The sequence below is a fragment of the Pseudoalteromonas ulvae UL12 genome (assembly GCF_014925405.1).
Lineage (GTDB): Bacteria > Pseudomonadota > Gammaproteobacteria > Enterobacterales > Alteromonadaceae > Pseudoalteromonas > Pseudoalteromonas ulvae.
Genome location: NZ_AQHJ01000030.1, coordinates 288,376 through 302,091, shown reverse-complemented (window position 1 = coordinate 302,091; position 13,716 = coordinate 288,376). Strand labels below are relative to the sequence as shown.

Here is a 13,716-nt window from a genome sequence, read left to right as displayed (position 1 = left end):
CGCGCTCTTCTGGAGCGTTATCGATTGATGCGAAATCTTTAGCAGTACCACCGTATACTTTGGCAAGTACGTTAGTGATTGCTGCAGTTAGAGTTGTTTTACCGTGGTCAACGTGGCCGATAGTACCAACATTTACGTGCGGTTTTACGCGTTCAAACTTTTCTTTTGCCATGACGGAACCTATAAGTTTTGTCTAGAGTACAGATTAACGCTTACGGTGGTAAGCTTATTCATTATTGAATATTATTTTGACAAATCAATGAAGGAGAGAAGAAATGATTCTGAGTGACTGGTGCTGATAGGCAGATTCGAACTGCCGACCTCACCCTTACCAAGGGTGCGCTCTACCAACTGAGCTATATCAGCAACACCAGAAACTGGAGCGGGCAGCGGGAATCGAACCCGCATCATCAGCTTGGAAGGCTGAGGTAATAGCCATTATACGATGCCCGCTTTAGGAACCTAGTTCTTAACTACTGCAAGACCCGTCAAGATAAGTGGTGGAGGGAGGTGGATTCGAACCACCGAAGGCTGAGCCGTCAGATTTACAGTCTGATCCCTTTGGCCACTCGGGAACCCCTCCACAAAATTCTTGTATCAGCTTTCTTTCGGCCTCGAAAGAAAGTGGTGCCGACTAACCGAGTCGAACGGTTGACCTACTGATTACAAGTCAGTTGCTCTACCAGCTGAGCTAAGTCGGCACGCTGTACTACTTGAGTACGGGGCAGGATTCTAGAGCAAGGTTTGGGGGGATGCAACCATTAAATTAAAAAAAATTAACTTTTTATGTTTGATCGAATAACTTTTAAGCTAAAAGCAGGTTTTTAGTTGTTTTTTGCTTGTTTTACATACCAAACGAGCAGCCCCTTAAAAATAAGTCGCTCATCAAACTGAGTATTTTCCATCGCTTGATGCAGATGAAAACCATAGCCACCGGTAAAAATAACTCGACAATAATGATTAAAATGTTGTTGTGCGATTACTACAGCACCTAACGTGCTTACAAAACAACCATTGTGTAACGCATTCGGTGTATTCGTTCCGGTAATATTTTCAAATCCTACCTCAGAATCTGAAAATACATCTGGCGCACGTTGTGAAATAGACTCAACCATTAAATCTAATCCTGGAATAATCCAGCCGCCAAGGTGCTTTTTATCCAGAGATACAAAATCAATTGTGGTAGCAGTACCGGAATCAACTATGACCAAGTTTTCATTTGGGTAGTCATTTTGCGCCCCAATAACAGCTAACCAGCGATCAATGCCCAAGTTGTGAAAATGCTCATAACCACACACTAGTCCGTCTAGCTGTTGGGATACCTTGGCCCGACACACTTCAATCCCATGCGCTTGCGCTGTGTCTATCATGGCTTGTAACTCGGCGGAATGTTTAACACAACTATAAAGCACGAGCGAAATCTTAGACCAACACAATTGTACCTGTTTAATTAAAGTAGGTTGATTGTGCTCGTCACTCACGGCGAGTTTAATTGCGGTATTACCCGCATCAATTAATAAAATCATACTTTAACCTTGCGTAGTGAAATTTCACCACCAAAATAACTCTTCACTTCACCATCTTGTCTAATTCGGATCCCACCTTGCGGATCAATCCCTTCACAAATTCCTTGCCATCGTCTTTGTCCAGTAATTAATTCGACACTTTGACCTTGAAACGCATGCACTTGATTCCATTCTTGCTGCATCGCCTGTAAACCAGCCTCTCGATACTGTTCAAGTCGCCGCTCTAAAGCATGAGTTAAAGTCGCCACTAGGATGTTTTTGTCAACCTCAACCCCAAGCAAATTCAAATCAGTCCAAGCTTGATCTATTTTTTCACTGGCACTGTTTGGCATTGCGAGGTTTAAACCTATCCCAATCACTAAATTGCACGGCCCCTCAGCTGGCCCATCGAGTTCGACCAATACACCCGCTAATTTTTGCTCAGACACCAATACGTCATTTGGCCATTTTAAGGTGACATCAATACCGTAAAGATGCTTTAAACAGTCATATACAGCCAAACCGACAGCAACACTGACTCCCATTGCGGCTTGAAGCCCATCATCTAAAAACCAATAATAGCTATAGTAAAGATTTGCACCAAAAGGTGATTGCCATTGACGCCCGCGTCGCCCTCGCCCTGAACTTTGACATTGCGCCACCACAACAGTGCCACTCGACAACTTTTGATTAGCGACAATTCTGCGCATTAATTCACTATTGGTTGAATCTATAATCGAAAACACTTCAAACTGAGCACCGGCTTGTTTGTCTGCTTTCGTAGCTTGGTAACTGCGTTCGATTTTGAATGGATCTAATAATGATAACTTTGCACTTAATTGGTATCCCTTGCCAGTCACGGTAAAAATATCGAGCCCTAATTGCTGCAACGACTGAATATGTTTAGCCACTGCCGCTCGACTAATCCCAAGTTGCTCGCCTAATACCTCACCAGACACAAACCGCCCTTGTTGTAAAGCGTCCAAGATGGCCTGTTTATTACCTTGTAGGGTTTTCATGATTCACCTCAATGATTATTTCGCCCTGTGAACCAATGAGCCTAACCTCATGCTGCAATTTAATATCAAACAGTGCATGGACTTCATGCTGAATTCGCTCAATCATCTTTAAGACATCTTGGCCGCCACTTCCACCATGATTTAACAAGACCAAAGCTTGTTGCGGATTCACTTCAATCCCGGCAATTTTCTCCCCTTTTAGACCCGCTCGATCAATGAGCCAGCCCGCCGCTACTTTTACTTGTTTATCCACAGCAGGAAAAGCCACAAGATCAGGAAACTGGGTTTTTAAACGCACGAAATGTTCTGCTGTAATAAATGGGTTTTTAAAAAAGCTCCCCGCATTTGCAACTTGCTTTGGGTCAGGTAATTTTGTTTGCCTAGTTTGAACAACTAAATCATATATTTGCTGAGCCGTCGGTTCCTGAAGGTGCTGTAGTGGGCCATAATGACAATTCGGCTGCCAATTTTTACGCACCGCTAAGTGGATTGCCGTAATAATGAAACGCTGCTTCAACGCATGCTTAAAGATTGAATCTCGATAGCTCAACTGACATTGCTCTGCGGTGAGCGTGTTAAATTGCCCTGTGATAATATCAAAGCCCTCAACACTCACCAAAAAATCACTCAGCTCAACACCATACGCACCTATATTTTGCACTGGTGCAGCGCCACACAATCCAGGAATAAGCGCTAGATTTTCGAATCCTGCAATCCCTTTATTGAGGGTATAACAGACTAACTGATGCCAATTTTCCCCAGCTGCAGCTTTTATATGGTACATGTGCTCATCTTCAGAGATGCCAATACCAATATTCGCTATTTGTATAACTTGACCTACAAAGTCATCCAAAAATAGCGTGTTACTTCCCTCTCCAATCACCACAAATGGGATAGAGTAATCAATGTCTGTTAACTGATTTGGATCAGTCACTTTGATAATTTTCTCAGCATTGCTTGGCAAAGAAAAAGTATGAAGGGATTGAAGCGACGGCAATGGGTAAACCTCGATAGCATTAATGCCCAATATCTTACCGCAAAGCTTAAGCTGTGGTATATAGTAGGCCATTGTTCAAATTAACTCGTTCAAGGAACTTATGAAATTAAACTCTATTATGGCCGCTCTTTTGCTTGGCCACTCAGCCGCAGCTTTAGCGGAAGATCAACACAGCTACGCAAATTTAGATGACGTGATCTCCACTCATGTTTACCTTGATGTCGCGATTAATTTTGAAGCGAAAGAACTTGAAGGTTTTATTGAGCACACCCTTAACTGGAAAAACGCGAATGCTTCAGAGTTGATTCTAGACACCCGAGATTTAGAAATTGATAAAGTGATGTATAAAGGGCTGGATGATAAATGGCATTCAGCTCGTTTTAATTTAGCGACTCGCGATGATGTAAAAGGTGCCAAGCTGAGTATCAAATTAGCACAACAAGCTAAGTTAGTACGTATTTACTATAATTCATTACCACAGGCGTCAGGACTTCAATGGTTAACTCCTGAGCAGACAGCAACAAAAACACAGCCATTTGTATATAGCCAGTCACAAGCCATTCATGCCAGAAGCTGGATGCCAATCCAAGATACTCCCGCCATGCGCGTGACTTACAATGCACGTATTCAGACCCCTAAAGATGTCCGTGCCGTGATGAGTGCCGATAATAAAGATGCGCTCTACAAAGACGGTGATTTCCATTTCGATATGCCACAAGCCATTCCTCCTTATTTGATTGCTTTTGGTGCAGGAAACCTTGAATACAAAGAAATGTCTCATCAAACAGCTATTTATGCTGAGCCGACTATTCTTGATGCCGCCGTTGCTGAATTTGATGATACACAAGCCATGATCGATAAAACCAACAAGATGTATGGTGAATACGCTTGGGGTCGTTATGATTTACTGATGCTGCCACCTAGCTTTCCATTTGGTGGCATGGAAAACCCACGTCTGTCGTTTATTACGCCCACGGTGGTCGCAGGTGACAAAAGCCTCGTTAATTTGATTGCACATGAATTAGCACATTCGTGGTCCGGTAATTTAGTGACCAACGCGACATGGGAAGATTTATGGCTAAACGAAGGATTCACGTCTTACGTTGAAAACCGCATTATGGAAGAAGTATTTGGTCGCGATCGCGCAGTAATGGAACAAGCCCTCGATGCCGCAGGCCTTCGTGCTCAGTTAGAGACTATCGATGCTCCAGATACTCGCTTAAACCTGAAATTAAACGGTCGCGATCCAGATGATGCTTTTAGCTCAATTCCATATACTAAAGGGCAGTTGTTTTTAATTTACCTTGAGCAACAATTTGGCCGTGAGATTTTTGATGTGTTTGTTAAAGAGTACTTCAACACTTATGCCTTTAAATCACTTGCCACTGCTGAGTTTGTAGGATACTTAGATAAACACTTACTCAGTAAGCACCCAGGTATTGTGTCACTTGATAAAGCAAAAGAATGGATATACCAACCCGGTTTACCTGCCGATGCACCGACGCCAACTTCAGATGCATTTGATAAGGTTGATACACAAATAAGTCTTTGGACAAAAGGTGGCATCACCGCATCAGCTCTGCCAACCAATAATTGGACGGTGCATGAATGGCTTTACTTCATCAATAACCTTCCTCGCGATTTAGCTATTGAAAAAATGGTTGAGCTGGATAACACTTACAACTTAACACAATCAACTAACGCAGAAAGAGCATTTGCGTGGTTTATGCTTGCTGTGGGTAACGGTTACGATGAAATCTACCCAGCCCTTGATAAACACTTGTCAGATATTGGCCGACGCAAACTCATTGTGCCGCTTTACAAAACTCTGATTAAAAATGACAAAAAGCAATGGGCTGAGAATGTATATCGTAAAGCACGCAATACCTATCACCCATTAGCGCAAGGTACCATCGATGCGCTGTTTGAATAAACGGTAATTTACCATTCAAGCATAACAGTAAAGGCAGTCGCTCTGCCTTTACTGTTATTTTTTAGTTGTGTGTCTTTTGGATAAAAATGCTTGTTGTTCTTCAAATGTTGCTTGCTGCCACCAAAATTCAAGCATTTGCAATGCACTGGGTTGTAAATCAGTCTCACCGTTAACCACTATCGGCTGGCTTATCGATTCATCTGCATGTATTGCCGATTCAGCACTCTCTTTATATTGAGGAATGTGCGCATTTTGTTGGGGTAATTCGGTGTAAATCATTAATGGCTCACCAGCTAAAAAAAGCTGTTTTTGGCTTTTTTGTGCAAAGACTTTTGCTTTTGCAATCGTTTGCGGGCGCGTAAATTCTATCTGCAATGTTTGATTTTCTTGCTCTATCGTTAGTAAAAGCCAAAACGGATCTGACTCAATCACTTCATGCTGATCATATTCTTCTTCAAATACATCTAAATATTTCAATTTGACGATATGCTCCCCAACAGGAAGGTCTAGTTTACTGGTATTGCTAAACCAAGATTTCTCAATTGGCTCTTCATTTAATCTCAGTAATTGAAACTCCTCCGGCACGCTAAATGTTGCAGCAGCAATTGATGTTGAAAACATTCCAAAGAACAAGCAACTAAACAATTTCATTCCTTCACCTTTATTATTCGCTTTTTAAGATAATTTAGCCGATGTAAACATAAATCACAGCTTAAAGTTAGCCGTAATTAGACTAAATAACGAGAACGACAAACAATAATGCTTTTTCCTAACCCTAGGATCACTTATGATTTTTTAAACTAAACTACGGAGCACCCACATGAGTACCGAGACAATTTTTACTAAAATTATCAACAAAGAAATTCCGGCCACGATTATTTACGAAGATGAAGATACATTGGCATTTAACGATATCAATCCACAAGCCCCATTCCATGTGTTAATTATTCCCAAAAAAGCAATTGCCACAATTAATGACATCACGCCACACGATCACGCACTAATTGGTAAACTTTATAGCGTCGCAGCGCACCTAGCTAAAGAGCATGGTTTTGCTCAAAGTGGTTATCGTGTGGTGATGAATTGTAATGAAGACGGCGGACAAACGGTCTATCACATTCATTTACATATGCTTGCAGGTAAAGCTTTAGGCTGGCCCCCTTTTAGCGATAGAATGAAATAAATACCTAGGAAGATAGGTAAGTATAAAAGTACTAGCTGAATTAAAAAAAGCAATACAAAGTAATCAATTCCTGTGTTAGGATTGTGGTACTTAATGCATCAATTAAATATTAGTAATGCCATGTTTAACTTTGGCTAGGATACAATCTATATGAAAAGTTCTGCGTTTATCCTGTTAGAACCCAATCCAATCAACAATCTCGGTTTAGATGTTTTAACGCCTTTATTAAAAACTCAAGGCATTGAAGTTGCTCATGGAGAAGATCCTAGTTCAATATCAGCCAATACTAAGTTTCTTTTTATTGAAGCCAGCGCTGAAAATGCATGGGAACAATTACAAAACCATTTGCGTGTACTAAGTGTTGATTGCGACATTATTTTATTTAATATTAATGAAAACACAGAACTCGCAAATCGTGCGTTACTCAGTGGTATTCGTGGAGTTTTCTACGCGACCGATAATGCCGATGTTGTAATGAAAGGGATCCGCTTATTGTTGGATAACCAACTTTGGTATCGCCGAAATATCATGTGTAACGTATTAAGCCGATTATTACACTTTAATAAAGACAATATTCTTCAGCTTACAGACACACTCGCCGAGCCGGTAAACCTCACAAAGCGTGAAAAAGCAATCATTGTCTTAATGAGTAAAGGGTGTAAAAACAAAGAAATTGCTGATGAACTAAGTATTAGTCCTCACACGGTTAAAACTCATCTTTATAGTGCTTTTAGAAAAACAAAATGCCGTAACAGAATTGAATTATTATCGTGGGCCCAGCAAAATATCCCTACAGAATTACGTTAAAAAGGCGCTCATTGAGCGCCTTTTACCTTTATATCGGTAGGTAATAACTGTAAAACTGGGTTTCTTTTACATATCCAAGCGATTCATATAATTTTTGTGCCTCTAAATTTGAAACGTGCGTTTGCAAAGTAAGTTCTTGTGCTGCACTTTGCTGAGCTAACTGTTTAGCCTCATTCAGTAGTGCCTTACCTATCCCCTTGCCGCGCATCGAATCAATCACAAACAAATCATTTAAAATCCAACTACGCTTGGCCGAAATAGAGGAAAAACATGGATAAAGCTGCACAAAACCAAGTGCCTCATCTTCGTCGGATTTTGCTAAAAAAATTACCGACTCATGTGCAGCAATCCGCTCGGTTAAAAAAGCCTTGGCGACACTCAGATCTGATGGTTGCTGATAAAATTGCCTGTACTGATCAAATAAATCAGCCACCTTTTCTACGTCATTTAAATAAGCACGATGAATTATCATATTTGTACCCAAACGATTACAAGACCCTCACCATACGATGAAATCACCCTATTTGACTAGGGGTTGTTGATCTTTTTTGATTGTTTTTTCAGCGTGTTATTGAAGATTTATTCAGCAGCGTTTTTTACGGTGTAGAAGCCTACACGTAAAGGTGATAACACAGTAAAAAAGCCTCAACGAACGCAATCCTAAAGGTTCGGCTAAAAGCGCTTTTATTTCGAATAAAATTTAACCACAAGGATGCACAAGCCCCCAACGCAAAACCTGTGTTAATAAAAATAAATCACTCTCTTAACCAACTCTAATGTAACAAAAAATATTAATCACGCTGCTAGGCTGAAAAACAACATATTAACATTTTCATCGTTCGATTAGTGAACACACTTACTTCACCACATGGAATGGGTTTAAACGGCAAGCATAATATGCAGACAGTAACCAAAGTATGTCAAACGACATATTAGGACCGTTTAACTACACTAGCTCGCTTACAATTTATTATCAGTTCAAATTCGCTTTGCACATACCTTGTTACGTCCTCGCTTTGTTTTGATACACAAATTTAAAGTTCTTGCCTTACTCTCTAGTTAAGTTCAAACCACTTACTTTACTTGCGCACTAAGAAGGATTTTACTATGAAACTATTTACTATCACATTATCAGCAGCGGCATTAATGTTTACTTTCAACACACAGGCTCATGCTAACCACACATTAAAAGCAGCAGATGCCAGCATTTCAACCGAAGTGTGTATGGCTGTTGCTAGCAATAAACCACTGCGTCTATATAAAACACTAAAAGAAAATCGCTTATCGTTGCATAAAGTGACCAAAAACATCCGCTGTAATGACCTCACATTGCATGAGTTTGCCACTAAGCATTCCGCAGAACGTATCGCGAGCAACTTACAGCGCTATCAAAAAGAGTACACGCTTTATAGCGCCATCGAAAATGTTAAATAAATGTTATTGATTTTTTGTGCAGGAGTGCTACTTTTATTATGACATTCCCAATACTTTAGGAGGCACCTGAAAAGGTGCCTTTTTCTTTGTCACTATTTTAATGAACGCCGATCCATTTCCTCGGCTATTTTCGCAATAATAAGAGGATCGGTTTGTTTATTAAAAGCCATACAAAGAGGCTCTTTTACTGCTGTTATGATTGGAATTTGCGCAACGACAAGGTGCTCATCTAAATCATTTCTTTTTAAATGTTCCAACATAGTAAATTCTGATGAAACCATGAAATCGATTCGCCCAGCCATTAATTTTTTAAAATTAACATGACTTGAACTTAAATTATCAATGTGTACGTCGAGCGAGCTGCCACGCTGTTTAAACAACTGATCAGCAAAATCATCCTTTATAACAGCGACACTTTGCCCAGCCAATTGCTCAATTGATGCTAGCTGTAAATCTTGCCTTGCTTGCAAACGGAACAAATGCATTTTAGGGCTCTCAATCAAAGGGCATAACCAAACAAAATCATTCAAGCGTTCAGCCGTTTGAAAAATTGAGTAAATCATCGTATTAGGATTATTTTTAGCCTGCTGCATCGAGCGTGACCAAGGGTAACTAAGTAAGTCAAAATCAATTTTTGCTGCGTTTAATAACCTGACTACTTGTGAGGTAGCACGTCCAACGACCTGCCCTTTTTGATCAGTATAATTATATGGAGGCCATTCTTCAGTCACGACTTGCAAACGTGGCAATGGGCGTTCAATACATTCAACGTTACTCGCACTGACCGTAAGCAATAACATACTTATTAACAAGTATTTTAATTGCAAGTTACCTCCCTAGCGTATCCACAAAACAATGAAGCCAATCAACCGACTTATAATCATTTATAGTAGCTAATATCGGGCTAATTTGCGCGAAATCCATTTACACCTTCTTGTCTCATGAATTTCTTTGTTATGATGAAGACAATAGATTATTAAGGCCCCATCATGTTTGATCTCAAAACACTTTTTTACACAAGTTTTTGTATCACATCCGTTATGTGCTTACTTAACTTTTTAACGTGGCGAGCAAACAAAAATATTCCAGGGACATTACTCTACGTTTTTTATCCTATTTTAGTACTAGCAGCTTTAACCGGTTTTTTTACGCATAGCCAACATGGTCATTTTAATCAAATCGGATTAGCAATTGGCTATAATTTGCTTTTTGCTGCATCCGTTGTTCAGGCTCTCGCTTTATATCGCTTTTTTGAATTCAACCAATTCAGTTTGCGTATTTTTTTATATTTGACTGTATTACTCTCTTTATTGATTAGCTGGAGTTTATTTTTCAGCGAAAGCCTACCGCTTAGAATTTTAATTTATGATTTACAGCGAGTTTTTGAAGGCTTATTTTTGAGCTATCTGTTCATTCAAGTTGCATTAAAACGCTACCCCAATGCCAGCATTATTTATTTACTTCATTTCAGTTTATTGATTACTGTATTTACAATCCGTAGCCTTTGGTTACGCGATTTAGAGTCGTCAGCCATCATAAAAAACAATTGGTTCAGCATTGCAATTTTATTCATTGGGATTGTCACACCAATGTTTTATGCCACAGGCATCGCTGTACTGTGTAATGAGCGCCGCTCAGAACACTTAAAAAAACTAACTGAAAAAGCACAAAAAGATGCGGAACTGCGAGGGTTATTTTTATCAACTATGAGCCATGAAATCCGAACACCGCTTAATGGAATTTTAGGCAGTGCACAATTAATCATGCACCAAACTCGTGACTCGCAAAATAAACGTTATTGTGAGGCTATTATCAACTCAGCCGAATCTTTAAATGTGCTAGTTGATAACGTACTGAACTTTGCCACCGTTGACCAAAGCTCTGACACCCTTAACGAAGAAGACGTTGAACTAAAACCTTACCTAGAAAGCATTTGTTTACTTTCCAACCCAGTCGCAGAACAAAAGCGAATTGAGTTTAAATTCAACTTTAATTTACCTGAAAAATCATGCTACTACTGCGACCAACAACGTCTTAGGCAAGTGCTACATAATTTACTCAATAATGCGATTAAGTTTACTGACAAAGGAGAAGTCAGCATCGAGGTCGAACTCATTCGCTCGACAGCCTTAGAGCACACCCTAAAATTTTCAGTTCACGACAGTGGGCCTGGTATCGAAGAAGAAGAAATTGAATACCTTACAGAGCCTTATTTTCAAAACAGCACCGGGAAAAGCAAAGGTGGCACAGGCCTTGGCTTAGCTATTACTAGTCGTATTTTAGCTAAACTTGGGAGCCAACTCGAAATAAAAAGCGAACTAGGCAAAGGCAGTATTTTTAGTTTTACTTTAACCTTAGGTTTGGGCGAGTTAAGTCTGGTTGAACAACGCCATCATTCTAGTCACTATTTGACTGGGCTATCAATATTGCTCGTGGAAGATTTACCTCTTAACCAGAAAATAGCCATCGAATTAATGGCCACCGATGAACACAAGGTCAAATTAGCCAACGATGGACAAAGCGCCATCGAGCTGATGCAGCGATATCAATTTGATGTGATATTACTGGATATGAATCTGCCTGATTTTACCGGTCAAGAAGTCATTAAACGCTTAAAATTAGTCGAGCATAAAAACCAGCGTACTCCTATTTTGGCATTCACTGCGAGTGTCAGTGCTGATGAAATAGAAGAATACCTAAAACTCGGAATTAAGAACGTCGTCGCTAAACCCATTAAACAAGCTAAATTACGAAAAGCATTAGCCGATTCTCAAAAAGCACCGGTGCCACTTCACACTCTCAATCTTAATGCTATTTTGTACGACACAAGTGCAGCGCAAGCACTCGAGAGCACCTTTGACGATAACGAATTGTCTGCCATCTATAATGAATTTGTATTATCGGCTCGCAGTAAACTTAATCGTTGTGAAGAACTGATTGAAGCCGATCCTGAACAATGCATTAAAATCCTCCACCGCCAAGCGAGTACAGCTTTGCAACTTGGTTTCAATTTGTATGGCATGGAATTAAAAAAGCTTGAGCGACGCCTGCTCGACAACAAATTGAGCATAAACTTAGAGCATGCGATTGAATTATGGCAGCAAAGTTTAGCGCAATACTTAAAACATGTGCGCAGTACACTATAATGACAATCACAATTCACGTCGGTTAGGGTTAACGCGTATCATGGTACAGATTCGTTTGTATCGATTAGAAAAAGATTCCCACTGCATTTATGCACAGGTCATTGGCAGTTAGGATGAAAAAACAGCTCTTCAGTTTTGCGTCGAGTTCAAAAAACTAGCCGACACATTTAATGGTCAACCCTTCGCACACTTAGTCTACCTAAAATATTTTACTGTAGGGATCCCTGCAATTGAGCCCATCATTCAACAATTAGTAAATCAATTGATCGAACAAAACCTCCAATATGTCGCACAAGTGTTTCCACCCAGTCATTACAGCTTAACTAAATACCAACTCGATAAAATGACCATTTCCAATCAAGGCTTTAAAAAAAACAAGCTATTACTAATGAAGCTGGTGCCATGCGGTGGTTAACACAGTCGATGGCATCAATCACTCCTTCTTGGCGGCCAAAATCTCAACTATTGACAAAATAGAGACTAAAAAGAGATAAGAAGATTTGAGTTCTACCTCGCATTCTGATGATATCAGCCTTCGATTACCTCATGGATTGTTTGTATGCCCAAAATATATTTTAGCTGCTTGTTTTTGATCGCAGTATTCGCCCTCGACCTTCATGCGAAGGAGCGCTTTAACGATGGCCCTTACCTGATTTACCAGCAAAATGACTTACTGCAATTTGATATCAAACAAAATCACCTGACGATCACTCCCTATCAAGGGCCGTATTCAATCCCTGAGCACTTTAGTATTGCAAAAAAAGATACCTATAACAATGTCGAGAAATGGGCCGCAATTAGCGATATTCACGGCCAAGTATCTATTTTTATAACGCTACTTAAGAACAATAAAGTGATAGATGCACACCATAATTGGCAGTTTGGACAAGGCCATTTAATCATTACTGGGGATATTTTTGACAGAGGCGACACTGTGACTGAAGCACTCTGGTTAATCTATAAACTAGAACAACAAGCCGAAAAAGCCGGAGGGAAGGTTCATTATTTATTAGGTAACCATGAATATATGGTACTAAGAGGCGATGAGCGTTACTTGCACCCTAAATATGTCTCAACACTGAACGTAATGCAAAAAGATCTCAAAAGCTTATTTTCAGCCAATACCGTACTGGGTCAATGGCTACGAAGTAAAGCCACTATTATCAAACTTAATCAGTTAGTATTTTTGCATGGCGGTATTCATCAGGACTTTATCGATTTAAATTTAAGCCTTGAGCAAGCCAACCAGCACTTTCGCAACAGTATCGGTTTAACTAAAAAAGAGATGCTTAATAACCCCACTCACATTGCGCTTCATGCCACAACGGGCCCAATTTGGTATCGCGGGTACTTTCGTGATGCGCAATTACAGCAAACTGATATACAAAGCATCCTCAAAGCACTCGATGCACAACGAATTGTAGTTGGACACACTTCCTTTGAGCAGCTTGAAACCCGCTATAACAATAAAGTACTGGCAATTGATAGCTCAATTAAAAATGGGATTAAAGGCGAATTACTCATGTGGCAAAATCAGCAGTTTATTCGGGCCGACATGCAAGGTCAGCACAGTTCATTTTTTGTTGAGTAGCACACTCCTTCAGCATGGAATAAACAGTCGTTTATCGTAAATAACCGGCTGTTTGTCGCGCTTATTCGACTTAGGGAGCATTTTTAGCCATGCTAAGCCAC

General features: G+C 40.1%; 13 protein-coding genes and 4 tRNA genes. 6 read left to right on the top strand and 11 right to left on the bottom strand.

The window, feature by feature from the left end; all coding sequences use genetic code 11:
- The 8 genes from PULV_RS14965 to murB all read right to left on the bottom strand — a co-directional run.
- Positions 1-172, bottom strand: a 172-nt coding sequence (locus tag PULV_RS14965) for a GTP-binding protein (protein ID WP_264372464.1), incomplete at its 3' end; no start/stop codon positions are given.
- 118 nt (positions 173-290) lie between these two features.
- Positions 291-366: transfer RNA gene (locus tag PULV_RS14960), tRNA-Thr, on the bottom strand.
- 12 nt (positions 367-378) lie between these two features.
- Positions 379-453, bottom strand: a tRNA-Gly gene (locus PULV_RS14955).
- Between the two features lie 45 nt (positions 454-498).
- Positions 499-583: transfer RNA gene (locus PULV_RS14950), tRNA-Tyr, on the bottom strand.
- Positions 584-625: 42 nt separating this feature from the next.
- Positions 626-701, bottom strand: a tRNA-Thr gene (locus tag PULV_RS14945).
- A gap of 123 nt (positions 702-824) precedes the next feature.
- Complete coding sequence (locus tag PULV_RS14940) at positions 825-1,526, bottom strand: type III pantothenate kinase (RefSeq protein ID WP_086745607.1); 702 nt, start codon at positions 1,524-1,526, stop codon at positions 825-827.
- Positions 1,523-2,524: a bifunctional biotin--[acetyl-CoA-carboxylase] ligase/biotin operon repressor BirA gene (birA, locus tag PULV_RS14935; protein WP_193332146.1), complete on the bottom strand. Its 1,002-nt coding sequence runs from the start codon at positions 2,522-2,524 to the stop codon at positions 1,523-1,525. Before birA ends, PULV_RS14940 begins: the two co-directional genes overlap by 4 nt.
- Positions 2,505-3,521, bottom strand: coding sequence for a UDP-N-acetylmuramate dehydrogenase (murB, locus tag PULV_RS14930; RefSeq protein ID WP_227009420.1), 1,017 nt, complete (start codon positions 3,519-3,521; stop codon positions 2,505-2,507). Before murB ends, birA begins: the two co-directional genes overlap by 20 nt.
- A 100-nt stretch (positions 3,522-3,621) precedes the next feature.
- Here murB and PULV_RS14925 point away from each other — a divergent pair, with 100 nt between their 5' ends.
- Complete coding sequence (locus PULV_RS14925; protein ID WP_193332144.1) at positions 3,622-5,454, top strand: M1 family metallopeptidase; 1,833 nt, start codon at positions 3,622-3,624, stop codon at positions 5,452-5,454.
- Positions 5,455-5,508: 54 nt separating this feature from the next.
- On the opposite strand, the gene PULV_RS14920 is transcribed toward PULV_RS14925, so the two are convergent.
- Complete coding sequence (locus PULV_RS14920; RefSeq protein WP_086745611.1) at positions 5,509-6,105, bottom strand: DUF2057 family protein; 597 nt, start codon at positions 6,103-6,105, stop codon at positions 5,509-5,511.
- A gap of 169 nt (positions 6,106-6,274) precedes the next feature.
- On the opposite strand from PULV_RS14920, the gene PULV_RS14915 reads away from it, so the two are divergent.
- On the top strand, positions 6,275-6,637 hold the full coding sequence (locus tag PULV_RS14915; protein ID WP_086745612.1) for a histidine triad nucleotide-binding protein: 363 nt from the start codon (positions 6,275-6,277) through the stop codon (positions 6,635-6,637).
- A 150-nt stretch (positions 6,638-6,787) separates the two neighbouring features.
- Positions 6,788-7,444, top strand: coding sequence for a helix-turn-helix transcriptional regulator (locus PULV_RS14910; protein WP_086745613.1), 657 nt, complete (start codon positions 6,788-6,790; stop codon positions 7,442-7,444).
- A gap of 28 nt (positions 7,445-7,472) precedes the next feature.
- Here the strand turns inward: PULV_RS14910 and PULV_RS14905 are convergent, their stop codons facing one another.
- On the bottom strand, positions 7,473-7,916 hold the full coding sequence (locus tag PULV_RS14905) for a GNAT family N-acetyltransferase (protein ID WP_086745614.1): 444 nt from the start codon (positions 7,914-7,916) through the stop codon (positions 7,473-7,475).
- Between the two features lie 635 nt (positions 7,917-8,551).
- On the opposite strand from PULV_RS14905, the gene PULV_RS14900 reads away from it, so the two are divergent.
- Positions 8,552-8,878 carry a DUF3718 domain-containing protein gene (locus tag PULV_RS14900; protein WP_086745615.1) on the top strand — a complete coding sequence of 109 codons (327 nt, stop codon included), beginning with the start codon at positions 8,552-8,554 and terminating at the stop codon, positions 8,876-8,878.
- A 92-nt stretch (positions 8,879-8,970) separates the two neighbouring features.
- Here the strand turns inward: PULV_RS14900 and PULV_RS14895 are convergent, their stop codons facing one another.
- Positions 8,971-9,705: a substrate-binding periplasmic protein gene (locus tag PULV_RS14895; RefSeq protein WP_140372888.1), complete on the bottom strand. Its 735-nt coding sequence runs from the start codon at positions 9,703-9,705 to the stop codon at positions 8,971-8,973.
- Positions 9,706-9,867: 162 nt separating this feature from the next.
- On the opposite strand from PULV_RS14895, the gene PULV_RS14890 reads away from it, so the two are divergent.
- Both PULV_RS14890 and PULV_RS14885 read left to right on the top strand, forming a co-directional pair.
- Positions 9,868-12,024 carry an ATP-binding protein gene (locus PULV_RS14890; protein WP_086745617.1) on the top strand — a complete coding sequence of 719 codons (2,157 nt, stop codon included), beginning with the start codon at positions 9,868-9,870 and terminating at the stop codon, positions 12,022-12,024.
- Positions 12,025-12,583: 559 nt separating this feature from the next.
- Complete coding sequence (locus PULV_RS14885; RefSeq protein ID WP_086745618.1) at positions 12,584-13,615, top strand: metallophosphoesterase; 1,032 nt, start codon at positions 12,584-12,586, stop codon at positions 13,613-13,615.
- The last annotated feature ends 101 nt before the right edge of the window (positions 13,616-13,716 follow it).

Bases quoted from the DNA above. Each gene is read 5' to 3' on its own strand.
- PULV_RS14905 (WP_086745614.1), bottom strand. From the start codon at position 7,916: ATGATAATTCATCGTGCTTATTTAAATGACGTAGAAAAGGTGGCTGAT.
- PULV_RS14940 (WP_086745607.1), bottom strand. From the start codon at position 1,526: ATGATTTTATTAATTGATGCGGGTAATACCGCAATTAAACTCGCCGTG.
- birA (WP_193332146.1), bottom strand. From the start codon at position 2,524: ATGAAAACCCTACAAGGTAATAAACAGGCCATCTTGGACGCTTTACAA.
- PULV_RS14900 (WP_086745615.1), top strand. From the start codon at position 8,552: ATGAAACTATTTACTATCACATTATCAGCAGCGGCATTAATGTTTACT.
- PULV_RS14890 (WP_086745617.1), top strand. From the start codon at position 9,868: ATGTTTGATCTCAAAACACTTTTTTACACAAGTTTTTGTATCACATCC.
- PULV_RS14915 (WP_086745612.1), top strand. From the start codon at position 6,275: ATGAGTACCGAGACAATTTTTACTAAAATTATCAACAAAGAAATTCCG.
- PULV_RS14910 (WP_086745613.1), top strand. From the start codon at position 6,788: ATGAAAAGTTCTGCGTTTATCCTGTTAGAACCCAATCCAATCAACAAT.
- PULV_RS14925 (WP_193332144.1), top strand. From the start codon at position 3,622: ATGAAATTAAACTCTATTATGGCCGCTCTTTTGCTTGGCCACTCAGCC.
- PULV_RS14885 (WP_086745618.1), top strand. From the start codon at position 12,584: ATGCCCAAAATATATTTTAGCTGCTTGTTTTTGATCGCAGTATTCGCC.
- PULV_RS14920 (WP_086745611.1), bottom strand. From the start codon at position 6,105: ATGAAATTGTTTAGTTGCTTGTTCTTTGGAATGTTTTCAACATCAATT.